The following is a 23,993-nucleotide window of genomic DNA, read 5'->3' as shown; positions in this document are numbered from 1 at the left end:
ATTTTTTCGGCAAAACGCTGTACAAGCCAGCGATTTCGTCACTTTTCATACTGAATTTGACCAAAATCCTGGGCAAAGCGGTCCACCTGCTGCCAATCGGTGTACTCCACTTCTTTACTGGTATCGGTTTCCCCTCCCGTCATACGCATAATAAATTGAATCATGACGCGATCGAACCAACGATAACGTGGATAGCGCAGCGCGCCGGCAAATACCACGCACTGTTTTGGCTGCCACGGGGAGGAAAGCAGGAACTTGCGGGTATAAGCATTGGTCTGCGGTGAACGTTTGTCTGGTTTGCGGGCTGTCAGGTTGACGGCAAAAAACGCACTCGGCATCCGGTTCAATTGTTCGGCATGGCGCTTAACGAATTTATCCAGCACCGGATGGAAATGGCCGTAACGCACCGAAGCACCGATCAACACCTGTTGATACTCACTGAGATCGACACTGTCCGCCTGCAGCAAGTCAATCACGTCACAATGCAATGTATCCTGCAATTTACTTGCTATATAAGAAGCGATAGACCGCGTTTGCCCATCACGGCTCGAATAAAGAATCAGTGCCTTCACGGCGTTACTCCTTCTATCAGGATCATTCACGCCAGAATGTCGGCGTAAACAGGACCAGCAATGTAAAGACTTCCAGTCGCCCGAACAGCATGGTCAATACCAGAATCCACTTAGCTGGTGCAGGCATAGTAGTAAAGTTATCCGCTACTACACCCAGCCCCGGCCCGAGATTGTTCAGCGTTGCCGTCACAGCGGCAAAGGCGGAGAAATCATCAACGCCAGTGGCGATAATCGCTAACATGCTTACGATAAATACCAGGGCATAAGCTGAGAAGAATCCCCACACTGCCTCCAGGATCCTTTCAGGCAACGCCCGGTTACCCAGCTTAATGGTATAAACCGCATTAGGATGCACCAGCCTTTTCAACTCACGCGAACCCTGCAGATAAAGCAGCAGAATACGGATAACCTTCAGACCACCACCGGTCGAGCCTGCACAACCGCCAATAAAGGCAGAACACAACAGCAACATGGGCAAAAATAGCGGCCACTTGGAAATACTGTCAGTGGTAAAACCCGCCGTCGTCGCCATCGACACCACCTGGAAGAACGCCTGATTAAGCGTCTCCATGCCGCTTTTATAGACCCCATGTCCCCACAGCACCGCAGTACACACCACTACCAGCGTAAATTGCACAGCAATGAACATGCGAAACTCAGGATCGCGCCAGTACACTTTCAGGTTACGACCACTCAGCAAGGCGAAGTGCAAGCCGTAGTTACAGCCGGAGATCAGCAGGAAAATAGCAATAATAGTGTTAATAGTCGGGCTAGCGTAATAACCGATACTGGCATCGTGGGTAGAGAAACCGCCGATGGCGATGGTTGAGAAGCTATGGCCGATAGCGTCAAAGACTGACATCCCCGCGCCCCACAATGCTAGCGCACAGGCAATCGTCAACAGAACATAGATCAGCCACAAGGTTTTGGCCGTTTCGGCAATACGCGGCCGCATTTTGTTATCTTTCAACGGACCGGGCATTTCCGCGCGGTAGAGCTGCATGCCGCCGACGCCCAGAATCGGCAGTATCGCTACCGCCAACACGATGATCCCCATCCCCCCCATCCACTGAAGCATCTGTCGGTAGAATAAAATGGCCTTGGGTAAGGAATCCAACCCGACCAACGTAGTCGCGCCAGTGGTGGTCAAGCCGGAGAACGACTCGAAGAAAGCGTCGGTAAGTGACAGATTAGGACGTTCAGAGAATAAAAATGGGAGGGCCCCCACACTGCCCAGCACCGTCCAAAACAGCACCACAATAAGGAAACCTTCCCGCGGCTTCAGCTCATGCTTTTGTTTACGGTTAGGCCACCACAACATCAGGCCAATCGTCACCGCCACAAAGAAGGTCTGGCTGAAAGCCCTGCCCGCCCCATCGCGATATATCAATGCCACCAAACCAGGAATAAACATCGTCCCGGAGAATAAGATGACCAGTAAACCTACGATACGGGTTATGGCGCGAAAATGCATTTCAGCACGATCCTTAGCAATTCAGTTGGGGGAATTATTGCGAAATGGGGGTTAATTGCAAATTACCGCGACTGAGATCACGTAATTTATTCCCAAATATCTCGACGCAGGTTACCGGTAGGGCCAGGTGCAACATGACGCAGGCACCATATTCCCCCTGAACAATCCGCCCTTCAGTTTGCTGTAACAGGTTCTCGACCAGTGCCAACTGCGCATAGTCACATTGCAAAGTATATTCGGCCTGCGGAACCTTGTAGCCAACAATTAGCTGCTTTAGCGCCTGCTGTACGCCGCTGCCATAAGCTTTTACCAGACCGCCGGTACCCAACTTGATACCACCGTAGTAACGTACCACTACGGCGGTGATTTCCCCTATACCGCTGCCCATCAGCTGCGCGAGGATCGGTTTACCCGCAGTACCGGAAGGTTCACCGTCGTCGGAGAAACCCAACTGCTGTGAATCATTCGGCGGCCCGGCGACAAAGGCCCAACAATGATGCCTTGCCGCCGGATGTTCATCACGAACCTGTTGAATAAACGCCTTTGCCGCATCGGCCCCGCAAGTCGGCGCCAACAGAGTGATAAAACGGCTCTTCTTTATCTCCTCGCTGACGCTGACAGAACCTGCAGGGATCGGATAAGGCTGCATCAGGCCAGGTTCAGATCGCGCGTCATGTTCTCAATACGCTTCTCGTGGATCACGATATTGTCTTCAATACGCATACCACCATAAGGTTTCAGCGCATCAATGCGATCCCAGGCAAAGTGCTTGCTGAACTCACCGTTACGCCATGGCGCCAACAATGACTCAATAAAATACAGACCAGGTTCGATAGTCAGCACCATGCCAGGCTGTAACACCCGGGTACAACGCAGGAATGGATATTTTGACGGCGCAGCCAGATGCGTACCCTGTTCGTCCTGCATAAAACCGGCTGCGTCGTGCACCTGTAAGCCCAGAGGATGACCAAGGCCGTGCGGCAGGAATGGGGTGGTGATCCCCTGTTCAACCATGGCTTCTTCGCTGATACCGCTCACCAGTTTGTGGTTTTTGAGCAATTTTGCAATACGTTGGTGCATCTGCACATGGTAGTCGGTGTAACGCACACCCGTCTTGAGGGTGCCCACCAGCGCCAACATCTCGGCGTTGAGATCCTTCACCAACTGCGCGAAATCACTGCCGCTCTGGCCTGCGTAGGTGCGCGTTAAATCGGCGGCATAGCCGTTGTATTCCGCACCGGCGTCAAGCAGGAAGCTCAGCGCTTCGGCTGGCGGCTGGTGGTCAAGCTTGGTGTAATGCAGCACCGCCGCATGTTCATTCAGCGCAACAATGTTGTCATAAGGCACATCGGTATCGCGGTGACCTGTAGCGGTAAGGTAGGCCATATTGATATCAAACTCGCTCATGCCGGACAGGAAAGCCTCATGGGCCGCACGGTGCCCCATAACGGCAGTCTTTTGCGCTTCACGCATGCAGGCCTGCTCGTAACCGGTTTTGATTGAGCGATGGAAATCCAGGTAGTTCAGCACCGCTTTCGGATTCACGTTTTCCGTTGGGATGCCAAGATCGCGGGCGCGTTGCTGCCCGTAACCGATATAGCCCACGCGCTCACGCTGAGCAGGAAGCTGTTGGGCGATATCATCCGCATTGGCCAGCGGCAACAGATCGATGGACTTGGTCCAGAAGCTATCCGGCAGCGGCTCAACGCTGTGCCAGTAATCAACCGGCGAATAGAACCACAGCTTCGGTTTGTTAACGCCATCCACCCACAACCAGCAGTTCGGTACCGATGTGACGGGCACCCAAGCCTTGAAGTGCGCATTCACTTTGAACGGGTAGCTATGGTCGTCCAGAAAAACCCGTTGCAGTTCCCCGGAGTGAATCAACAGAGCATCCAGTTGGTTGCGCGCCAATACTTCGCGCGCCCGTTTTTGCAGCTCTGCCAGGTGGTCGTTATACAATGAAGCCAGCGTTTCCATCACAATACCCTTATACCCTTAAAACGGAATATGCCATCTTAGCACACCGCTCCGGCGCACCAAGCCTATCACTTCTGGCATGCGGGGCAGTTCGCAAATCAACATAAACGTCGTTACATCCGCCGCTGAACAATCAGCCACCCCAAAAATCCAAGCAGCGCAATTGCCGCCGTCCACAGACCATGATGCTCCAGCAAGACAGCCCCGGCAGCGGCGGCGCCCGCCAGGCATTGCTGCAGAAAACCGCATAACGCCATAGCATAAGCACCCTGTTCTTTGGCATCGCTGACGGCCATCGCCATACTATTCGGGAACAGTATCGCCTGGCCAAAAATCGTCAGACAATACAAGGCGATGAATAACGTCATGCCGGAAACTCCCACCAGCATGCCGCTCCACCACAACAGCATAATCGCGGCGGTCGCCAATGCGACTATGCTCGTCCCCACCTGCATCAACCGTTTGCCGCCCAAGCGCGCCACCGTGCGATTCACCGCCATAGCGCCGGTAAAGTAAGCCACGCCGATCACCAGCCCCAGAGCACCAAAGGCGGTAACGTTGAGGCCAAAACCCTGCTGCATCACGAACGGGCTAACCTCCTGCAAGGTTACCGTAGTAGCAAACCCCACCCCGCCGACGCAGGCTGGCCAGAAAAAGCCCGGACGAAGCAGGATACGCCAATAGGTCGCCGCCATTACAGGGCGTTGGCCCACCGCACGGCCCGCCTCCAACGGTAACGTCGCCATTAACAGCAAGATCGCCAGCCCGGTCAGCCCCATCAACACAAAACCCATTTGCCAGTGCGAATACTGGCTGAGCAGCCCGCCAATAAACTGCCCGCCGCCCAGTGCAGTGATGAAGGCTATCGACAGCACCGAGAGACGCCGCGCCAGCTCATCCCCGCTCCAGTTGTCGCGCACAATGATGCGCGCGATGATCGCCGCGCCGCCGGCAGCAACGCCCTGCAAGGCGCGCAACACCAACAGTTGGATGCCATTGTGACAAAATGCCAACAGCGCGCTGCAACCGATAAACAACACCAGGGAAAGCGTCAGCGGCAGACGGCGGCCAAAACGATCGGCCGCGGCCCCCCAGAACAGTACTGGCAATGCAGCGCCAATCACGAACAGGGATATGGAAAGCTCGGTGGCGCGCCGCGTCATCGTCAGTTCCTGCATCACCGTCGGCAAAGAGGGCAAATACACCGTTGTCGCCATCTGCGCCATAAAGACCAACAGACAGGCCAGCGTCATGGTTCTGGCAGGAACACTCCATAAACCACTCTGTTTTACACATACCGCTTTACTCATCCTGCACCTCTGCGTGGATAGCGATCTATCTCGGGCAAGTGTATTTGGCCTTTTGGTCCCCGGCAAATGACAAGAATATCTAAAATATAATTTTTATATTAAATCAACATGTTATTTCATACTCATGTGATCCGCCTTGCAAAAATGCAATCTCTGATTTGCATATTGTTAACATAAAAACCACACTCCTCATCATCTGGTCATACCAGATCAAACGCTGATTCAGGAGATAGACATGCTCTACCAAGGCGAAACATTACAACTGCACTGGCTCGATAACGGCATCGCCGAGCTGGTGTTCAATGCCCCAGGTTCGATAAACAAGCTGGATACCCGCACCGTTGCCAGCCTGGGCGAAGCGCTCGACGTACTGGAAAAACAGACCGAATTGAAAGGGCTGCTGGTGCGTTCCAGCAAGGCCGCATTTATTGTCGGTGCCGATATCACCGAGTTCCTTTCGCTGTTCGCTGCTCCGGCTGAAAAACTGCACCAATGGCTGGCCTTCGCCAACGCGACCTTTAACCGGCTGGAAGATCTGCCTGTACCGACCATTTCGGCTATTAACGGCTATGCGCTCGGTGGCGGCTGCGAATGTATTCTGGCAACCGACTTCAGGGTCGCTTCGCCTGATGCGCGCATTGGCCTGCCGGAAACCAAGCTGGGCATTATGCCGGGCTTCGGCGGTTCCGTTCGCTTGCCACGCCTGTTGGGTAACGACAGCGCACTGGAGATCATCGCCGCCGGTAAAGACGTCAGTGCCAAAGACGCGCTGAAGGTCGGTTTGGTGGATGCCGTGGTTGCACCGGAAAAACTGGTAGAAGCCGCGCTGAAAATGCTGCAACAGGCTATTGATGGCCAGTTGGACTGGCGCGCTTACCGTCAACCGAAACTCGATCCGTTGAAACTCAGCCCAATCGAAGCGGCCATGAGCTTCACCACCGCCAAAGGCATGGTGCTGCAAACCGCAGGCAAGCATTATCCAGCGCCGATGACCGCGGTGAAAACAATCGAAGCCGCCGCCAAATTGGGCCGCGATGAAGCGTTGAAACTGGAAACCGCCAGCTTTGTGCCTTTGGCCCGTTCCAAAGAGGCGCGCGCACTGGTCGGTATCTTCCTCAACGATCAGTTTGTGAAAAGCCAGGCGAAAAAGCTGGCCAAAAACGTGGAAGCACCGAAGCAGGCCGCGGTTCTGGGCGCCGGTATCATGGGAGGCGGTATCGCTTACCAATCCGCGCTGAAAGGCGTGCCGGTGATAATGAAAGACATCAGCGACAAATCCCTGGCGCTTGGCATGAATGAAGCCGCCAAGCTGCTGAACAAACAGCTGGAGCGCGGCAAGCTGGATGGCCTGAAAATGGCACAGGTACTGTCGACCATTCAACCGACGCTGGATTATGCCGGTATCGAACGCGCGCAAGTGATCGTTGAAGCCGTGGTCGAGAATCCGAAGATTAAAGCGGCGGTGTTGTCCGAGGTGGAAGGCCTGATCGGTGAAGATACCGTCCTGGCATCCAATACCTCGACCATTCCAATCAATCACCTGGCGAAGTCGCTGAAACGCCCGCAAAACTTCTGCGGCATGCACTTCTTTAACCCGGTGCACCGCATGCCACTGGTTGAAATCATCCGCGGCGAGCAGACCAGCGACAGCACCATCGCCGCCGTGGTGGCCTACGCCACCCGCATGGGCAAAACGCCGATCGTGGTTAATGATTGCCCGGGGTTCTTCGTCAACCGCGTGCTGTTCCCCTATTTTGCCGGCTTTAGCATGCTGTTGCGCGATGGAGCGGATTTCCGCCAAATCGATAAGGTGATGGAAAAACAGTTTGGTTGGCCAATGGGCCCGGCTTACCTGCTCGACGTGGTGGGGATCGATACCGCGCACCATGCCCAGGCGGTGATGGCTGCCGGTTTCCCGGAGCGTATGGGCAAAGATTATCGAGACGCCATCGACGTGATGTTCGACAACCAGCGCTTTGGTCAGAAAAACCAGTTGGGCTTCTACCGTTACAGCCAGGACAACAAAGGCAAGCCGCGTAAAGACAACGATGAGCAGACCGATGCGCTGTTGGCCGCAGTATCCCAGCCGCGCCAAACCATCAGCGACGAAGAAATTATCGCCCGAATGATGATCCCGATGATCAACGAAGTGGTGCGCTGCCTGGAAGAGAACATCATTGCCAGCCCGGCAGAAGCGGATATGGCTTTGGTTTACGGCATTGGGTTCCCTCCGTTCCACGGTGGAGCATTCCGTTACCTGGATACCCTTGGCACCGCCAACTATGTCGAACTGGCCCAGCGTTACGCGCATCTTGGTGCTCTGTATCAAGTGCCTGCCGGCCTGCGCGCCAAAGCTGAACGTAATGAAAGCTACTACCCGGTGGCGACGCCGTTGTCCGATATCGCTACTGGCCAACCGGCATGAGGTCATAAAGATGGAAAACGTAGTTATTGTTGACGCCGTACGCACGCCAATGGGCCGCTCCAAAGGCGGCGCCTTCCGCCAGGTACGCGCTGAAGATCTTTCCGCTCACCTGATGCGTGCCGTGCTGAGCCGTAACCCGGTTCTGGACGCGGCCGAAATTGACGACATTTACTGGGGTTGCGTGCAACAAACGCTGGAGCAGGGTTTTAACATCGCCCGCAACGCCTCGCTGCTGGCCGAGATCCCGCATAGCGTGCCTGCCGTTACCGTCAACCGCCTATGCGGCTCATCCATGCAGGCACTGCATGACGCAGCACGCGCCATTATGGTCGGCGATGCGCAGGTCAGCTTGATTGGCGGCGTTGAGCATATGGGCCACGTGCCGATGAATCACGGCGTGGATTTTCACCCTGGCCTGAGCCGCAGCGTAGCGAAAGCCGCCGGCATGATGGGTCTGACCGCCGAAATGCTGGCCAAGATGCACAATATCAGCCGCCAGATGCAGGATGAATTCGCGGCACGCTCGCACCAACGTGCGCATGCAGCCACTCTGGCCGGTTACTTCAAGAACGAAATCATCCCCACCACCGGCCATGACGCCGATGGCGTGCTGACCCGTTATGACTACGACGAAGTCATTCGCCCGGAAACCACCGTTGCCAGCCTGGCGGCGCTGCGTCCGGCGTTCGATCCGGTCAATGGCACTGTAACCGCCGGCACTTCTTCGGCCTTATCCGACGGCGCATCCGCCATGCTGCTGATGAGCGAGTCACGCGCCAAAGCGCTCGGTCTGAAAGCTCGCGCCAGGATCCGTTCTATGGCGGTAGTCGGTTGCGATCCGTCCATTATGGGTTATGGCCCGGTACCGGCCAGCAAACTGGCGCTGAAACGCGCCGGCCTGAGCGTGCAGGACATCGATCTGTTTGAATTGAACGAAGCCTTTGCCGCCCAGTCGCTGCCCTGCATCAAGGATCTGGGGCTGTTGGACAGCATCGACGACAAGATTAACCTGAACGGCGGCGCCATTGCCTTGGGCCACCCACTGGGCTGCTCGGGTTCACGTATCTCCACCACGCTGTTGAACAACATGGAACGCCGCGACGTGCAATTTGGTCTGGCGACCATGTGTATCGGTCTGGGCCAGGGGATTGCCACCGTATTTGAACGCGTTTAGCTGTGTCTATCTTGGGGTGACTGCGTAACTCATTCAAACCGCAGCATCCCGACAAGTTTAGTTGCCGTACTTCCCGCCTGTCAGGGGCGGGTTTTTTTATGCCTGAAATCTACAGCCGCTCCAATAAAAAAGGGCAGCCACCGGCCACCCCACTTTATGCCAACCTTACGCCTCAGATGAACGAGAAGGCGTCGCCAAACATATGCGCTTCCTGTGCACCGCGTTCAACGCAGAAACGTTCGCGGGCGATTTTTGCCATCTCGAACCGGCCGGCAATATAAATATCGTGCTCCGCCAACGTGCCGTAATCCTGCAATACCGCACTGAGCACCGTGCCGCTGCGGCCACGCCACTCCTCTTCCGGCTGTTCGACCACCGGAATCACCTTCAGGTTAGGGTGCTGCAACGACAGTGCTTCCAGCTCACTCAAATCATACAGGTGCTTCAGCTCACGCCCGCCCCAATAGATAGAGATATCGCGGTCAGGCTGCTGCTCCAGCGCGGTGAGCAGAATTGAGCGCGCATAAGAGAAGCCGGTACCGCCGGCGATCAGCACCAACGGACGGCTGCCTTCTTCGCGTAGCCAGGCATCGCCGTGCGGGATATCGACGGTAATCGCCTGCTCTTTCAGAATGCGATCCATCACCGCCATAGCGTACAGATTCAGATCCGAAGCGCCGATATGCAGCTCGATATATTCTTGCTGTGAAGGCGTCGATGCCAGCGAGAAAGGACGCTTGTCGCGCTCATCCATCACCACCATCAGATACTGTCCTGCCTTGAAAGAAAACGGTGCCTCTGGCACCAAACGTACCCGATAAACCGTATCGGTAATGGCCTCTACGGAGGTCACTTTACAGCTCAATATTGTCATGCGTTCCCTCTGTCGGGTCATCAATGCAAAACTGAGAACGGAGCCTGACGCTACAACGTCGGTTCTCTGTCACTGAAAATTGCGAGCTCATCCCAGATTTCATCGACGCGCGCGCGCACCTTTTCATCCATCTGAATTGGACGGCCCCATTCACGCTGGGTTTCACCCGGCCATTTATTGGTGGCATCCAGCCCCATCTTCGATCCCAATCCGGAAACCGGAGAGGCGAAGTCCAGATAATCGATCGGCGTGTTTTCTACCATCACGGTGTCCCTTGCCGGATCCATTCTGGTGGTTATCGCCCAAATCACATCATTCCAGTCACGCGCATTAATGTCATCATCACAGACGATAACAAACTTGGTGTACATAAACTGACGCAGGAACGACCAGACGCCCATCATCACGCGCTTGGCATGACCGGCATACTGTTTTTTGATAGTCACCACCGCCAGGCGGTAAGAGCAACCTTCCGGCGGCAGGTAGAAATCTACGATTTCCGGGAACTGCTTTTGCAGGATAGGCACAAACACTTCGTTCAGCGCCACACCCAATACCGCCGGCTCATCCGGCGGACGGCCGGTGTAGGTCGAGTGATAAATGGCATCGCGACGCTGGGTGATGTGGGTGACGGTAAATACCGGGAAGCTGTCGATCTCGTTGTAGTAACCGGTGTGATCGCCATACGGGCCTTCTGGCGCCATTTCACCCGGTTCAATGTAGCCTTCCAATACGATTTCCGCACTGGCGGGCACTTCCAGATCGCAGGAGATGCACTTGACCACTTCGGTTTTATTGCCGCGCAACAGCCCGGCAAAGGCATACTCAGACAGGTTGTCCGGCACCGGCGTGACAGCACCGAGGATAGTGGCGGGATCCGCACCCAGTGCAACGGCAACCGGGAAACGCTCACCGGGATGCGCCTGGCACCATTCCTGGTAATCCAACGCGCCGCCACGGTGCGACAGCCACCGCATGATCACTTTATTCTTGCCAAGCACCTGCTGGCGGTAAATGCCCAAATTCTGTCGCTCTTTTTGCGGCCCGCGGGTGATGGTCAGCCCCCAGGTGATGAGCGGTGCGGCGTCTTCGGGCCAGCAATGCATCACCGGAATACGGCCGAGATCGACGTCATCGCCCTGCCATACCTGCTCCTGGCAAGGCGCGGAGCCCAGTACTTTGGTCGGCATATTCAGCACTTGCTTGAACTTCGGCAGCTTGTCGAACAGATCGCGGAAACCCTTCGGCGGCTCCGGCTCTTTGAGGAACGCCAGCAGTTTGCCGACCTCACGCAATGAGCTGACATCCTCCTGGCCCATGCCCATCGCTACGCGATTGGCCGTGCCAAACAGATTGCACAACACCGGCATGTCATACCCTTTCGGGTTTTCGAACAGCAATGCCGGGCCGCCCGCACGTAAAGTACGATCGGCTATTTCTGTCATTTCCAGATAGGGATCAATCGGCTGGCTGATGCGTTTTAGTTCCCCTCTCTTTTCCAGCAACGAGAGGAAATCGCGTAAGTCACGGTATTTCATGCTGATCATTATAACGGCCAGTGAGAAGGGCATTATAAGCCCTCTTCACGGTTGTTGCTGCACTTTTGTTAAACACCGGTAAAGGTATCGCCGGTTCTCAGTGGCACGTGAATGGCACCAGCGGGCGTAACGCCTGCGTATTGTCATACTCCCGGGTCTCCACACCGTGGCGGAATACCTTGAAGCCTTGATCTCTGGCACTGAAGTAGCGCAAATCATTGCCCTCAACGTGCAGCAGGCTGCCCTCGCGCAGCGCCACAACCGATTCGCTCGGATTGACTGCACAGAACTCCGCCAAGCGTTCATCGCGGGTTTCACCCATGTGGCCGCTGATATGAGCATCGATATAATGCGGGTTAATCTGCACCGGGAACAAACCCAATGCCGGCAGCACTACACTGTTGCGCACCGGCATATCATTAGTGGTCCGAATACTTGGCGTAGCGACGTTGCAACCGGCGCTCCAACCGACATAGGGTACACCGCGTTCACGAACCGCCCGCTGGATCGGGACGATGAGGCCCTTTTCATGCAGCATCTGGTTCAACATCCAGGTATTGCCGCCGCTGACCAAAATGCATTGTGCCTGATCAATCGCCGCCGCCGGAGATTCGGCGTGATGAATGCTGGTCACCTGGATGCCCAGGGTCTGCGCCAGTTCCTGCGCACGTTGATCGTAATCACTGCGGATCAGGGCATAAGGGACGAATACGGCGGACGTAATCCCATGACGCGCGATCATTGCCAGCAGCCGGCTCTTGGCATAACCCAACAATTCATCCTCGCCGGACAGCTTGCCGTTGCTCAACAGAAATAACTCCATGTCTTCCTCTCAATCAAAAATGATGAATAGCGTCACATCCGGCCACATCAGGCCAAGGCATACTTGCGACGGTAACAATTTTTAGCCCTCTGTTATACCCAAGCGGTGCGAATAAGTGTGTGACCCCTCGCTAATTGCCAACGATTCATGCAGATAGCGGCTGTTACAAGCTGAAACCTGCATCACTATGTATCCGTACTGGCTTTTGATATGCTTACCGGCTGACAGAAAGGCATGTGAAATTATGGAATCTTGGTACTTACTGTATTGCAAACGCGGCCAACTTTTACGGGCGCAGGAACATCTGGAGCGACAGGAAGTGAACTGCCTGAGCCCGATCATTACGCTGGAAAAAGTCGTGCGCGGTAAACGCATCGCGGTCAGCGAACCCCTGTTCCCCAACTACCTGTTTGTGGAGTTCGATCCGGAACGCATTCACACCACAACCATCAGCGCAACGCGTGGTGTCAGCCATTTCGTACGCTTTGGCTCGCTACCGACGACCATCCCGCAGAAGGTTATCGAAGAGCTGCAGACTCATGCCAGTGAAACCTACTTCGATCCGGAAACCCCTCAGCCAGGCGATACCGTACTGATCGTTGATGGCATGTTCGAAGGGCTGAAGGCGATTTACACCGAGCCTGACGGAGAAGCTCGTTCAATGCTGTTGCTGAACCTGATTAACAAGCAGGTCAGCCAAAGCGTGGATAATCGGCAGTTCCAAAAGCTATAAAGCGAAAAGGCGCCGAATGGCGCCTTGGTTATGGGGTACAAACGCCTTAGCGCTGCATCGCTTCATCATGCATCCACTGAGCTACCCGCTTCGCGAAGTAGGTCAACACACCATCAGCCCCAGCGCGCTTGAAGCACATCAGCGACTCCATCACCGCCGGTTGCTCCTGTAGCCAACCGTTTTGAATCGCGGCCATGTGCATCGCATATTCCCCGGAAACCTGATAGGCAAAGGTCGGCACACCAAAGGTGTCTTTCACCCGACGCACCACATCCAGATAAGGCATACCGGGTTTCACCATCACCATATCCGCGCCTTCCTGCAGGTCTTGCGCAATTTCCTGCAGGGCTTCGTCACTGTTGGCAGGGTCCATCTGATAGGTTTTCTTATTGCCGCCTTTCAGATTACCGCTCGAACCTAGCGCATCTCGGAACGGACCATAATAGCAGGAGGCATATTTGGCGGAGTACGCCATGATCTGGGTATTAATCAGCCCCTGATGCTCCAGACGATCGCGGATCGCACCGATACGGCCGTCCATCATATCGCTTGGCGCCACGATTTCCGCTCCAGCTTCCGCATGGGATAACGCCTGACGCACCAAAATGTCTTTGGAGATATCGTTAATGACGTAGCCGTGCTCGTCAATCACGCCGTCCTGACCGTGGGTAGTGTAAGGATCCAGCGCCACGTCAGTCAGAATGCCCAGTTCCGGTACCGCATCTTTCAACGCACGTACCGTACGCTGCACCAATCCGTCCGGGTTATAAGCTTCTTCCGCATGCAATGACTTCAGACCCGGTTCAATCACCGGGAACAGGGAGATCACCGGCACGCCAAGTTTGGCGATGGCTTCCGCTTCCTTAATCAGCAGATCGATGCTCATGCGCGATACGCCTGGCATGGATGCTACCGCTTCCTGACGGTTATTGCCTTCCATGACAAATACCGGATAAATCAGGTCGTTAACCGTCAGTTGATTTTCCGCCACCAGACGGCGACTGAAATCATGACGGCGCACACGGCGCATGCGGCGGCCTGGAAAAGCGCCCGGAAATGCATAGCTCATAGTTTTCTCCTAACTCATACCAGCCGGAACAGCCGGCGGGCGTTCTCAACGGTTTTCAGCCCCAACCATTCAGGATCTTCTTGCCGCCAGGTAGCCACCTGTCGGACGATATGGGGCAAAAAACAGGGTTCGTTGCGGCGAGATGCAGGTTTAGGGCGTAAATCCCGGGGCAACAGATAAGGTGCGTCGGTTTCCAGCAATAAACGGTCCGCCGGGATCCGCGGCAACAGTGCGCGCAATTCCAGACCACGTCGCTCATCGCAGACCCAGCCGGTAATACCGATCGACAACCCCAGCGACAGACAGTGGTCTAATTCCTCGGCGGTGCCGGTAAAGCAGTGCACCACGGCCGCGGGCAGTTTATCCAACCAGGGCGCCAACAGCGCGGCAAAACGTGCGTGCGCGTCGCGGCAATGAAGAAAAACCGGCATCCCCAGCTCTGCGGCCAGTGCCAACTGGGCATTGAAAGCCTCTTCTTGCTGTTCCGGGGTGGAGAAATTGCGGTTGAAATCCAGCCCGCATTCCCCTATCGCCACCACTTCGGGACTGATAGCCAACTGGTGGATGCAGGCTGCGGCATCCTCGTTCCAACTGCTGGCATGGTGCGGGTGCACACCTGCGGTGGCCCAACAGTAACCGGCATGCTGCTGCGCCAGGTCAAGGGCTGCCTGGCTTTCTTGCAGGTCGGTACCGGTAATCAACAGCCCCTTCACGCCAGCGGCGCGTGCGCGCCCTACCACTGCCGGGCGGTCTTTGGCAAACTGTGAACTGGTGAGATTAACGCCGATATCAAACATGGTTTTTTTCCAAAGCAAAAGCCGCCCATCGGGCGGCTCTAGAAACAAAATGCAAATTAAGCTGCCGGGGGTTCGTCACCCTCGTCTTCTTCTTCCGGCTGCGGGCGGCGTTTACCGGTGTAAAAGCGAGCAAAGAACACACCCACTTCAAACAGTAGATACATCGGGATCGCCAGCAAGGTCTGCGAGAAAACATCCGGCGGCGTTAACAGCATGCCAACCACAAAAGCCCCGACCAGGACGTAAGGACGTTTCTTTTTCAGGTCTTCCGGCGAAGTGACACCACTCCAACACAGCAGAATAATGGCAACCGGTACCTCAAACGCCACGCCAAATGCCATAAACAGCGCCATGACGAAATCGAGGTAGTTATTGATGTCGGTTGCAATCATTACCCCGGCCGGCGCGGTCTTGGCAAAAAAGCCGAACGCCAGCGGGAACACGATAAAATAGGCAAACGCCATGCCGAGATAAAACAGCAGGCTGCTGGAGACCAGCAAAGGCATCATCAAACGACGTTCATGCTTGTACAACGCCGGGGCAATAAAGGCCCAGACCTGATACAGAATCACCGGCGCAGAAACAAACACCGAGACGATCATGGTCAGCTTGATGGGGGTAAAGAACGGTGAGGCCACGTCTGTGGCTATCATGCTCGCCCCGGCAGGCAACTGTTTGATCAGCGGCGCAGACACCAGTTGATAAATGTCGTTGGCGAAATAAACCAGCACCAGGAAGATCACCAGCACGCTGATAATCGAGTTTAACAACCGCTTACGCAGTTCTATCAGATGACTGATAAGGGGTTGGGTATCTTCAACAGCCATGTTTTAACGATCGCCACTAGGTTGGTGAGACGCTGGGGTTTTATCCGCAACAGGTTCTGGGATTGCCTCCACGGTCGTCGCAGCAGGCTGTTTAACCGGCTGTGCTGCTGACGGTTGCACTGCCTGCGGCGTTGCCGCAACGACAGGTTCCGGCGCTACCGGTTTCGGTACAGCCGCCGGTGAGGCGGCGGTGGTCGCAGCCTCTGCCGGGGTCACGCCGTCATGAATGGCTTCCGGGTCGGTGACCAGAGGGTTATGGATCGTGTGCGCCGGTTCGTCTTTGTCTTCGCCATGATAGGAACGCTTCAACGATTCCGCCGCGTCTTTCAGCTCATCCATTGACGCCTTCAGTTCCGGCGACAAATTCTGCAGGCCCGCCTTCTCAACCTTTTTCAGGCTGTCTTGCAGTTCCTGCAGCTTCAGTTCCTGAGAAAGTTCATTCTGCACCGAAGCCGCCAACGAACGCAGGGCACGGATCCAACCCGAAACTGTTCTAACCGCTACCGGCAACCGTTCTGGCCCGAGTACCACCAGGCCAATGACCAGAACCAGCAGCAGTTCACTAAACCCTATGTCAAACACGGTTTATACCTGCTCTTTGTTCTTCGACTCTTCCGCTTTCACTTCCGGCTGCTTATCGGTAATAGGCTTTGCCGCGAAGTCAGCATCATCCAGGCTGCTTTTCTCAGCCGTGTTGGTCGGTGGTGGATTGTCGTCACCGATCGCCTTTTTAAAACCCTTGATTGACGCACCGAGATCGGAGCCCAGCGTACGGAGTTTTTTGGTACCGAACAGCAGCACCACGATCACCGCGATGATCAACAATTGCGTAATACTAATACCGCCCATTGCAATTACCTCTATTTTTACAGGGTTTTTCAAAATCTGCCGCATCATACAGCAGTTTTTACCAGAGTTTTGAATCAATTCAGGTGGTGCGCTTCCAGCCGATCACCCAGGATACGATGCCGGCAGCAATCAGCCACGCAGGGAAAACCTCGACCTTCCCTAACAGCAAAATCGTACCGCTTACTAACAGTGTAGCGCCAACGCCGAGCAAATAACGCGATTGCCCCTGACGAACGCGTTGGGCCTGCATCTGATTGGTCAGCTTATCAACGCTTTGTTGCAACCGTTTATGCTGTTGCAGGCTATCGTAAAATAATTCAGGCAATTCAGGCAGTTTCTCCGCCCAAAACGGCGCCTTTTCCTTCAAGGCACGAATCACCGCCGGTATGCCGACCTGATCGTGCATCCAACTCTCAAGGAATGGCTTGGCGGTAGTCCATAAATCCAGCTTCGGATAGAGCTGCCGCCCCAAGCCTTCAACATACAGCAAGGTCTTCTGCAATAACACCAGTTGCGGCTGTACTTCCATATTGAAACGGCGCGCGGTATTGAACAGATTCAACAACACGTTGCCGAACGAAATCTCCTCGAGCGGCTTCTCGAAGATCGGCTCGCACACGGTGCGGATGGCGAACTCGAAGTCTTCCACATTGGTATCACGCGGTACCCAGCCTGAATCAACGTGCAGCTCTGCCACTTTGCGGTAATCACGGTTGAAGAAGGCGATAAAATTTTCCGCCAAATAGCGTTTGTCGTCCTTGTTCAACGAGCCGACGATGCCGCAGTCAATGCCGATATAGCAGGGATCTTCAGGGTGCTCGTAGCTGACAAAAATATTTCCGGGATGCATGTCCGCATGAAAGAAACTGTCGCGGAATACCTGGGTAAAGAACACCTGTACCCCACGCTCGGCCAACAACTTCATGTTGGTGCCCTGCTTTTCCAGCGTGGCGATATCCGAAACCGGTATACCGTAAATGCGTTCCATCACCAGCACACTTTCACGGCAATAGTCGGAGTAGACCTCCGGCACGTACAGCATCGGGCTGCCATCAAAATTGCGGCGCAGCTGGATGGCGTTTGCCGCTTCACGCAACAGATTCAACTCGTCCAGCAGAGTCTTTTCGTACTCTCGCACCACTTCACGCGGTCGCAAGCGACGGCCATCCGGCATCAGTTTTGGCACCCAGGCCGCCAGACGATACATCAGGCGAACATCGGCCTTGATGATTGGCCCGATATCCGGTCGAATGACCTTCAATACAATTTCCTGCCCGGTGGTTTTCAGCCGCGCAGTATGTACCTGTGCTATCGATGCAGATGCCAGCGCCTGCTGGTCAAAATCATCAAACCAGGTTTCCAGCGGGCCACCCATCGCCAATTCAATGTGCTTGCGCGCCAATGCGCCGTCGAATGGCGCAACCCGATCCTGCAACAAGGTCAGTTGATCGGCAATCTGTGGCGGGAACAGGTCGCGGCGAGTGGACATCATCTGGCCGAATTTGATCCATACCGGTCCCAGCTCTTGCAGAGCCAGACGCAAACGCTCGCCCAGAGGTTTGTCTGCGTGGCGATTGGGCATCCAAAACAGCAGGCGGCGGCCAAAACGCAGCGGCAGCGTCAGGCGCATCTTGGGGATCAGTTCATCCAGGCCATAGCTGAGAAAAACGCGGACAATCAAATACAGGCGGCGCAGTTCGCCAAGGGTCATCGTTTACCCTCCAACTTGTCCATACGGGCAATCAGCGCTTCGGCGCTGCGGACGGTGGCGTCAACTTCCTCGTTGAACCACACCACCTCCAGCGGCCCCGGCGCCACGCGCCACTCTTCCGTCAGGGTTTCCGCCACGTAATGCTGCTGACGCTGCAACCCCGATCTCAACAGGCTTGCGCCTTTACCGAGAACCTGGGTGATACTCTGCGCGGCAATATCACCGATATAGGGCGCCAGCCATTCCGCCGGATCCCACTCCGCCAGATCAAGCAGCCCCACCAGTTGTTGCACCACCTGAATGTCGCCCTCGACGATCAACTCGCCGCTGCGCATCAATGGCGAAAGCTGTTGACGATCGCGCAGCTTCAACAACACCGATATCCGGCTGCGTACCGTGCAATCGGCGTCATCTTCAGACTGACCAAGCACATCCACCCGCTGTTCGCTGAATATCAACACCAACGGCGAAGCAAGCTCCTGCAACTCAATACGCAGTATTTTCCCGGCCAACCGCAGACGGGCGGCCTTCATACTGCGATCGCGGAACAGCAGGCTATTGAGCGATGTCTCCAACGCGCCGGTCAACAAGGGGGTTAACAGCATCGGCATGTCCATATCAGAACTTGAAGCCACGATGCAGGGCCACAATACCGCCGGTCAGATTGAAATAGGTCACGTTGTCAAAACCGGCGGCTCCCATCATGCCCTTCAGCGTTTCCTGATCGGGATGCATACGGATTGACTCGGCCAGATAACGGTAACTTTCCGGATCCTTCACCACCAACTCGCCGATTTTCGGCAGCACGTGGAACGAATAGGCATCATAGGCTTTGCTCAGTGGGGCCAGCAGCGGTTTGGAGAACTCCAGCACCAGCAGGCGGCCACCTGGTTTCAGCACGCGGAACATCGAACGCAGCGCTTTGTCTTTGTCGGTGACGTTGCGCAGGCCGAAGGAAATGGTGATGCAGTCAAAATAGTTATCCGGGAACGGCAGCGCTTCAGCATTAGCCTGCACATAACTGATGTTGCCGATAATGCCGCGATCGCGCAGCTTCTCGCGCCCCATCTTCAGCATGGAGTCGTTAATGTCCGCCAGCACTACCTGCCCTTGCTCACCGACCATGCGGGAGAACTTGGCGGCCAGATCGCCGGTGCCGCCGGCCAGATCCAGTACGCGCTGCCCACGACGCACGCCGCTGCAATCAATGGTAAACCGCTTCCAGATACGGTGGATGCCAAACGACATCAAGTCGTTCATCACGTCATACTTTGCCGCTACCGAATGAAAAACGTCTGCCACCATGGCCTGTTTCTCGTCTCTAGCTACGGTGCGAAAACCGAAATCTGTGGTTTCCTGCGATTGATCTGCCATTGTCCTGCCTGCTATTCAGTCAATTTTGTGTGGTCGAGTGTACCAGAACCCCACGGAATACCCCACATCGCGGCGTCTGTCATGCCTGTGAAGCGGAGCGTGGTTCTTCGGCGGAATCGTCGTCTTCCGCCTGCGGCAGCGCGTTGACGTCATCGTCATCCGCCGCCTCATCGTTTTCATCATGCTGCGCGCCGGCCTGCTGTGCCAGCAATGGATTGATCGGCCGTTTCACCTCAACCCCCAGCGCGCGGAACCCTTCGGTTTGGCCGATAAGATTACCACGGCCTTCGCTCAGTTTGTTCATCGCCTGGCGATAACTCCCCTGGGCCTTGTCCAGGCTCTGCCCCAACGCCGACATGTCGTCAACAAACAGCCGCATCTTGTCATACAACCGCGCCGCCCGGTCGGCAATGCGCTGTGCGTTCTGGCTCTGGTGCTCATAGCGCCACAGGTTGGTGATGGTGCGCAGCGCTACCAACAGCGTGGTCGGGCTAACCAGCATAATATTGTGTTTAAGCGCTTCGCTTATCAATTCCGGCTCCCGGTCGATGGCCAGCAGGAAAGCCGGCTCCACCGGAATAAACATCAGCACATAGTCCAGTGAACGCAGGCCGGGCAACTGTTGATAATCTTTACGCCCCAGCAAGCGAATGTGGCCGCGCAGCGAGGCGATATGCTCGCTCAGCGCCGCCTCGCGTTCCGATTCATCTTCACTGTTGAAATAACGTTCGTAGGCGACCAGCGACATTTTCGCATCAATCACGACGTCCTTGCCCTGCGGCAGACGCACAATAACGTCAGGCTGCATACGGCTCTGATGATCCAGCCGCACATTAACCTGAGTTTCATACTCGTGCCCCTCGCGCAAACCCGAGGCTTCCAGCACCCGGCTGAGCACCACCTCACCCCAGTTGCCCTGGGTTTTATTATCGCCTTTCAGCGCCTTGGTAAGGTTAATCGCCTCACGCGCCATCTGTGCGTTGAGTTGCTGCAGGTTACGTATTTCATGGGTCAGGGTATGGCGCTCGCGAGCCTCCTGGCCAAAGCTGTCCTGCACCTGACGGCGAAAACCGTCCAGTTGCTCGCGCAACGGCAGCAGCAACCGATCCAGGCTTTGCTGGTTCTGCTCATTCACCTTGCGCCCGCTGTGTTCGAAGATACGGTTGGCCAGGTTTTCAAACTGGGTGGTGAGCCGCTGTTCGCTGTTGATCAACAGACGCTGCTTCTCTTCCGCCGCCATGCGGGTCTCTTCCAGGCGGATGGTCACTTCACGCAGTTCGGCTTCCTGAGCGCTGTTGACCTCACGCTGGGCGCGCAGCTCCTGATTAAGCAGTTCACATTCGTTACGCCAGTGATTGAGCTGCTGCAATTTTTCGTGCCCGGCCGCCAATTGGCTGTGCAAATTGCGCAGTTCCAAATCGGTTTGCCGCGTTTGCTGCTCATTTCTCTGTAGAATTTCCTGCCGGGCCGCCGTTTCCTGCTGTGCCTGCTGCAACGACTGTTCCAGCAGCCGCAGCTCGGTTTCATGCTGCGCATGGGCTTGCTGCACACGCAGGCTGGCGATCAACCACCCCAGCAGTATGCCGATCGCTACCCCGCCCACACCGTAAACCAAACTGGTATCCACCCTGCCTCCTGTTACACCTTGCCGTTCCTGCGTTTAATGCGCCTGTTGCCCGTCACGTTAAGGGGAGGCTGTATGGATGTCCAGTCTGATTTTGCACCGGTAACGCAATATTGCGAAATGTCGCGCAAGTCAGGCCAGAACTAACCAAACCATTGGCTTAGCCACTTGATGCCAAACGCCCCCGGCGCAAGAATACCGAACGCCCAGATCATCGCTGAAGTGATATTCGCCAGTTGGAAGTAACGTTGGGGCATGCCGCAAATACCGCCGACCAGCGGCACCACCGCGCGCAGCGGGCCGAAGAAACGGCCGATAAAAATCCCCAACACGCCCCAGCGTTCAAAAAACCTATGTCCGCGGTCCAACAACTGCGGATTACGCGATAGCGGCCACATGTGCGCCACGCGGTCTTGATAGTGGTAACCGATCCAATAAGAAAGCCAGTCGCCGAAAAATGCCCCTATGGCGGCGGCGGCCCAGATAGGCCAAAAAGCGATGCCGCTCTCGCCAATCAACGCGCCCAACGCCAACAGGATCACCGTGGCCGGCAACAACAGGGACAAGAACGCCAGCGATTCACCGAATGCCAGGAAGAAAATAATGGGGATGGCCCAGCCTTCGTGCTGACGCACGGCGTCGCTGACCCAGTTGATAATGTCGTTGAGGCTCAATGCAGGCTCCTGATGCGGGGTTTTCTGTGCCAAGGATACGCAATGCCGGCCGGGGCAGGTTAAACCCCGGCTAAACGTGTAGCGGTTTACTCGAGGTAGAACGCCTGCAGCGTTTCACGCTGACTGGGGCCCAGGCCATATTCTGCCTCCAGCCAGCGATCGGTGGAACCGTATTGAGCGCGAATACAACTCAGGGCGGTCATAAGGAACTCTTCGCGAACGCTTAGCACGTAGGTGAACTGGCCCAACGCCGAGGCGTTCAGGCGAATCGACAGTTGATCCAGCATGTGCTCACGAAAGGTCGCCAGCGTGGTTTCGGTCAGCAGGTAATCTTCAACCACCGTCGTCTCGTCAGCCCCCAGGGCAAACAACACCAGCGCCGCCCCCACCCCGGTGCGATCCTTGCCCACCGCGCAATGCTGGACGATAGCGCCGCTATCGGGGGCATTCAGCAGTTGGGTCAGCCGTTTATACGCAGGATTGCCGAACGGCAGCCGGCGATACAGCTCCAGCATAAACGCCTGCGCGTCGAAACCGGCCAGCGTCTGGCTGGTCAGCTTTTCCAGGTTAGCGTTAACATCACTGCTCAATGGGTTGGCCGGAACATGATGATAATCGGCGCCACGCCACAGAATATCAGGCTTGCCCTGCACTTCATCGGCATCGCGGTAGTCCAGCACCGAGCGCACCGGTACGCCTGCCAGGAAGGCGCAGTCGTTTTCCGTCAGGCGATCCAGCGAGCCGGAACGGAACAGCAGACCGCGTTTGATACGGCGACCATCCGCGACGCTGTTGCCGCCTAGATCGCGGAAGTTAATGCCACCATCAAGCGGAGCAAGTGAAGGATGAAGCAGAATCTGGGCGGTCATAGACGTCCTCGTAGTTATTGTCTAAAAGGCGCAACCTGAACGGCAAAACCGAAATCAACGGATAAAGAGGCGGCCGAAAGGATGGCGCTGATGGCTATATACACCCTGGCTTTTACGTTGCGGCCAGCCGCAATTTGCAAGGCGTGGGTATAACCGTAACAGATTAAGGCTGAATGGAAAAACGGGCCGCGTTGGCGGCCCGTTGAAGGGAGAAGCAATTACAGCAGGCGGCGTGCCGCTTCAACCACAATCTGTACCGCTTTGCTTTCGGTGTTTTTCATGGTTTCTGCGTTTGGAATTTCCTGCTGGGTGCGATTGACGATCACGCCTGCAACCATACCGGCACGCAGGCCCTGGCTGGCGCACATGGTCAGCAGAGTGGCGGATTCCATTTCATAGTTCATCACGCCCATCGCCTGCCATTCTTCCATCGAGCCCTTAAAGCGGCTGACGACGCGGCCGGAATAGGTATCGTAACGTTCCTGGCCAGGATAGAAAGTGTCAGAAGACGCGGTCACGCCAATGTGCGTGTTGGCACCGCTGGCCTTGGCCGCCTCGACCAGTGCGGTGGTGCAGGCGAAGTCGGCCACTGCCGGGAATTCCATCGGCGCAAAGTGCAGGCTGGCACCGTCGAGGCGAACAGCCGCGGTAGTGACCAGCACGTCGCCGACGTTGATGTTCGACTGAATCGCCCCGGTAGTGCCGATACGCAAGAAGGTACGGATCCCCAGTTGCGCCAGTTCTTCAACGGCGATCGAGGTAGACGGGCCGCCGATGCCGGTGGAGCAGACGATCACTGCCTTGCCGTCCAGCTCTGCACGCCAGGTAGTAAATTCACGATGGGAAGCCAGGTGCACCGGATTTTCCATCAGCTTGGCAATTTTCTCTACGCGCTGCGGATCGCCCGGAACGATGGCAAGCTGGGCCCCTTGTAAATCGTTTTTAGTGAGGCCGAGATGAAAAACGTCAGATTGAGACATACGAGACTCCTCATAGATCATGTTTATTGGGAGGAACAAAAAAGTACTCTACTGAAAATCGCCACCCAATTTCGTGACGACCATCACCATGAATAAAGAAACAGATAGCAATCTACATAATTTTTGTGATTTAAGTCACAAAATTAGCCAAAGGGCTTCTATGAATGCCGCACCTGCCACAAGTCTAGCCGACAACACAGCCCGCCGTTTACCGCCTCTCCCTTGGCGCAAAGCCCCTTTTCCCGCTATGAGGCCACTTACGGCACCACCGAAAAATAGCCTTATTTTATCGGGGACTTAGCAACAAAAAATGTGG

At 55.6% G+C, this 23,993-nt stretch carries 23 protein-coding genes; 3 read left to right on the top strand and 20 right to left on the bottom strand.

Annotation, left to right across the window (positions count from 1 at the left end):
• Positions 1-38: 38 nt before the first annotated feature.
• The 5 genes from hemG to QZQ97_RS20810 all read right to left on the bottom strand — a co-directional run bounded on the left by hemG (position 39) and on the right by QZQ97_RS20810 (position 5,336).
• Entirely contained in the window at positions 39-572 is a 534-nt protein-coding gene (gene hemG / locus QZQ97_RS20830) for a menaquinone-dependent protoporphyrinogen IX dehydrogenase (RefSeq protein ID WP_311994990.1), read from the bottom strand.
• Positions 573-594: 22 nt separating this feature from the next.
• Positions 595-2,046 carry a Trk system potassium transporter TrkH gene (gene trkH, locus QZQ97_RS20825; protein WP_311994989.1) on the bottom strand — a complete coding sequence of 484 codons (1,452 nt, stop codon included), beginning with the start codon at positions 2,044-2,046 and terminating at the stop codon, positions 595-597.
• A gap of 34 nt (positions 2,047-2,080) precedes the next feature.
• Complete coding sequence (locus QZQ97_RS20820; protein ID WP_311994988.1) at positions 2,081-2,695, bottom strand: IMPACT family protein; 615 nt, start codon at positions 2,693-2,695, stop codon at positions 2,081-2,083.
• Positions 2,695-4,026, bottom strand: coding sequence for a Xaa-Pro dipeptidase (gene pepQ / locus QZQ97_RS20815; protein WP_311994987.1), 1,332 nt, complete (start codon positions 4,024-4,026; stop codon positions 2,695-2,697). The genes QZQ97_RS20820 and pepQ overlap by 1 nt, the downstream gene beginning before the upstream one ends.
• A gap of 113 nt (positions 4,027-4,139) precedes the next feature.
• Complete coding sequence (locus QZQ97_RS20810) at positions 4,140-5,336, bottom strand: MFS transporter (protein WP_311994986.1); 1,197 nt, start codon at positions 5,334-5,336, stop codon at positions 4,140-4,142.
• A 235-nt stretch (positions 5,337-5,571) separates the two neighbouring features.
• On the opposite strand from QZQ97_RS20810, the gene fadB reads away from it, so the two are divergent.
• Together fadB and fadA are read left to right on the top strand one after the other, a co-directional pair.
• A complete protein-coding gene (gene fadB / locus QZQ97_RS20805) occupies positions 5,572-7,761 on the top strand; it encodes a fatty acid oxidation complex subunit alpha FadB (protein ID WP_311994985.1) in 2,190 nt (729 codons plus the stop codon).
• A gap of 10 nt (positions 7,762-7,771) precedes the next feature.
• Positions 7,772-8,935, top strand: a complete 1,164-nt coding sequence (gene fadA / locus QZQ97_RS20800) for an acetyl-CoA C-acyltransferase FadA (RefSeq protein ID WP_311994984.1) — start codon at positions 7,772-7,774, stop codon at positions 8,933-8,935.
• Between the two features lie 172 nt (positions 8,936-9,107).
• Here the strand turns inward: fadA and fre are convergent, their stop codons facing one another.
• The 3 genes from fre to pepE form a co-directional block, all read right to left on the bottom strand.
• A complete protein-coding gene (fre, locus tag QZQ97_RS20795) occupies positions 9,108-9,809 on the bottom strand; it encodes an NAD(P)H-flavin reductase (protein WP_311994983.1) in 702 nt (233 codons plus the stop codon).
• A 50-nt stretch (positions 9,810-9,859) separates the two neighbouring features.
• Positions 9,860-11,380 (bottom strand): 4-hydroxy-3-polyprenylbenzoate decarboxylase, encoded by a 1,521-nt coding sequence (ubiD, locus tag QZQ97_RS20790; protein ID WP_311994982.1) that lies wholly within the window; start codon positions 11,378-11,380, stop codon positions 9,860-9,862.
• A gap of 64 nt (positions 11,381-11,444) precedes the next feature.
• Positions 11,445-12,170: a dipeptidase PepE gene (gene pepE, locus QZQ97_RS20785; RefSeq protein WP_311994981.1), complete on the bottom strand. Its 726-nt coding sequence runs from the start codon at positions 12,168-12,170 to the stop codon at positions 11,445-11,447.
• A 244-nt stretch (positions 12,171-12,414) separates the two neighbouring features.
• Here pepE and rfaH point away from each other — a divergent pair, with 244 nt between their 5' ends.
• On the top strand, positions 12,415-12,903 hold the full coding sequence (rfaH, locus tag QZQ97_RS20780) for a transcription/translation regulatory transformer protein RfaH (protein WP_126479691.1): 489 nt from the start codon (positions 12,415-12,417) through the stop codon (positions 12,901-12,903).
• Between the two features lie 46 nt (positions 12,904-12,949).
• Here the strand turns inward: rfaH and hemB are convergent, their stop codons facing one another.
• From hemB to udp, 12 genes are all read right to left on the bottom strand, one after another.
• Positions 12,950-13,972 (bottom strand): porphobilinogen synthase, encoded by a 1,023-nt coding sequence (hemB, locus tag QZQ97_RS20775; RefSeq protein WP_065505735.1) that lies wholly within the window; start codon positions 13,970-13,972, stop codon positions 12,950-12,952.
• A 14-nt stretch (positions 13,973-13,986) separates the two neighbouring features.
• Complete coding sequence (gene tatD / locus QZQ97_RS20770) at positions 13,987-14,769, bottom strand: 3'-5' ssDNA/RNA exonuclease TatD (RefSeq protein WP_311994980.1); 783 nt, start codon at positions 14,767-14,769, stop codon at positions 13,987-13,989.
• Between the two features lie 56 nt (positions 14,770-14,825).
• On the bottom strand, positions 14,826-15,596 hold the full coding sequence (gene tatC / locus QZQ97_RS20765; protein ID WP_311994979.1) for a Sec-independent protein translocase subunit TatC: 771 nt from the start codon (positions 15,594-15,596) through the stop codon (positions 14,826-14,828).
• 3 nt (positions 15,597-15,599) lie between these two features.
• Entirely contained in the window at positions 15,600-16,178 is a 579-nt protein-coding gene (tatB, locus tag QZQ97_RS20760; protein WP_311994978.1) for a Sec-independent protein translocase protein TatB, read from the bottom strand.
• Positions 16,179-16,181: 3 nt separating this feature from the next.
• Positions 16,182-16,445 carry a Sec-independent protein translocase subunit TatA gene (gene tatA / locus QZQ97_RS20755; protein WP_311994977.1) on the bottom strand — a complete coding sequence of 88 codons (264 nt, stop codon included), beginning with the start codon at positions 16,443-16,445 and terminating at the stop codon, positions 16,182-16,184.
• A 79-nt stretch (positions 16,446-16,524) separates the two neighbouring features.
• Complete coding sequence (gene ubiB / locus QZQ97_RS20750) at positions 16,525-18,156, bottom strand: ubiquinone biosynthesis regulatory protein kinase UbiB (protein WP_311994976.1); 1,632 nt, start codon at positions 18,154-18,156, stop codon at positions 16,525-16,527.
• Positions 18,153-18,761: a ubiquinone biosynthesis protein UbiJ gene (gene ubiJ / locus QZQ97_RS20745; protein ID WP_311994975.1), complete on the bottom strand. Its 609-nt coding sequence runs from the start codon at positions 18,759-18,761 to the stop codon at positions 18,153-18,155. Before ubiJ ends, ubiB begins: the two co-directional genes overlap by 4 nt.
• Positions 18,762-18,774: 13 nt before the next feature.
• Complete coding sequence (gene ubiE, locus QZQ97_RS20740; RefSeq protein WP_004951027.1) at positions 18,775-19,530, bottom strand: bifunctional demethylmenaquinone methyltransferase/2-methoxy-6-polyprenyl-1,4-benzoquinol methylase UbiE; 756 nt, start codon at positions 19,528-19,530, stop codon at positions 18,775-18,777.
• A 79-nt stretch (positions 19,531-19,609) separates the two neighbouring features.
• Positions 19,610-21,157 (bottom strand): DNA recombination protein RmuC, encoded by a 1,548-nt coding sequence (gene rmuC / locus QZQ97_RS20735; protein WP_311994974.1) that lies wholly within the window; start codon positions 21,155-21,157, stop codon positions 19,610-19,612.
• Positions 21,158-21,297: 140 nt separating this feature from the next.
• Complete coding sequence (locus tag QZQ97_RS20730; RefSeq protein ID WP_311994973.1) at positions 21,298-21,828, bottom strand: DedA family protein; 531 nt, start codon at positions 21,826-21,828, stop codon at positions 21,298-21,300.
• Positions 21,829-21,914: 86 nt separating this feature from the next.
• On the bottom strand, positions 21,915-22,697 hold the full coding sequence (locus QZQ97_RS20725; protein WP_311994972.1) for a tyrosine-protein phosphatase: 783 nt from the start codon (positions 22,695-22,697) through the stop codon (positions 21,915-21,917).
• 218 nt (positions 22,698-22,915) lie between these two features.
• A complete protein-coding gene (gene udp, locus QZQ97_RS20720; protein WP_311994971.1) occupies positions 22,916-23,677 on the bottom strand; it encodes a uridine phosphorylase in 762 nt (253 codons plus the stop codon).
• Positions 23,678-23,993: the final 316 nt, after the last annotated feature.

Source organism: Serratia sp. root2 (assembly GCF_031931805.1).
In the GTDB taxonomy this organism is placed as follows: Bacteria; Pseudomonadota; Gammaproteobacteria; order Enterobacterales; family Enterobacteriaceae; genus Serratia; species Serratia inhibens.
This window is presented reverse-complemented; position numbering and strand designations above follow the sequence as displayed.

Coding starts and splice junctions, on each gene's coding strand:
- fre (WP_311994983.1), bottom strand. CDS start 9,809: ATGACAATATTGAGCTGTAAAGTGACCTCCGTAGAGGCCATTACCGAT.
- udp (WP_311994971.1), bottom strand. CDS start 23,677: ATGTCTCAATCTGACGTTTTTCATCTCGGCCTCACTAAAAACGATTTA.
- tatD (WP_311994980.1), bottom strand. CDS start 14,769: ATGTTTGATATCGGCGTTAATCTCACCAGTTCACAGTTTGCCAAAGAC.
- pepE (WP_311994981.1), bottom strand. CDS start 12,170: ATGGAGTTATTTCTGTTGAGCAACGGCAAGCTGTCCGGCGAGGATGAA.
- ubiJ (WP_311994975.1), bottom strand. CDS start 18,761: ATGCTGTTAACCCCCTTGTTGACCGGCGCGTTGGAGACATCGCTCAAT.
- QZQ97_RS20725 (WP_311994972.1), bottom strand. CDS start 22,697: ATGACCGCCCAGATTCTGCTTCATCCTTCACTTGCTCCGCTTGATGGT.
- hemB (WP_065505735.1), bottom strand. CDS start 13,972: ATGAGCTATGCATTTCCGGGCGCTTTTCCAGGCCGCCGCATGCGCCGT.
- ubiD (WP_311994982.1), bottom strand. CDS start 11,380: ATGCCCTTCTCACTGGCCGTTATAATGATCAGCATGAAATACCGTGAC.
- tatC (WP_311994979.1), bottom strand. CDS start 15,596: ATGGCTGTTGAAGATACCCAACCCCTTATCAGTCATCTGATAGAACTG.
- rfaH (WP_126479691.1), top strand. CDS start 12,415: ATGGAATCTTGGTACTTACTGTATTGCAAACGCGGCCAACTTTTACGG.
- ubiE (WP_004951027.1), bottom strand. CDS start 19,530: ATGGCAGATCAATCGCAGGAAACCACAGATTTCGGTTTTCGCACCGTA.
- fadA (WP_311994984.1), top strand. CDS start 7,772: ATGGAAAACGTAGTTATTGTTGACGCCGTACGCACGCCAATGGGCCGC.
- QZQ97_RS20820 (WP_311994988.1), bottom strand. CDS start 2,695: ATGCAGCCTTATCCGATCCCTGCAGGTTCTGTCAGCGTCAGCGAGGAG.
- pepQ (WP_311994987.1), bottom strand. CDS start 4,026: ATGGAAACGCTGGCTTCATTGTATAACGACCACCTGGCAGAGCTGCAA.
- fadB (WP_311994985.1), top strand. CDS start 5,572: ATGCTCTACCAAGGCGAAACATTACAACTGCACTGGCTCGATAACGGC.
- tatA (WP_311994977.1), bottom strand. CDS start 16,445: ATGGGCGGTATTAGTATTACGCAATTGTTGATCATCGCGGTGATCGTG.
- trkH (WP_311994989.1), bottom strand. CDS start 2,046: ATGCATTTTCGCGCCATAACCCGTATCGTAGGTTTACTGGTCATCTTA.
- ubiB (WP_311994976.1), bottom strand. CDS start 18,156: ATGACCCTTGGCGAACTGCGCCGCCTGTATTTGATTGTCCGCGTTTTT.
- QZQ97_RS20810 (WP_311994986.1), bottom strand. CDS start 5,336: ATGAGTAAAGCGGTATGTGTAAAACAGAGTGGTTTATGGAGTGTTCCT.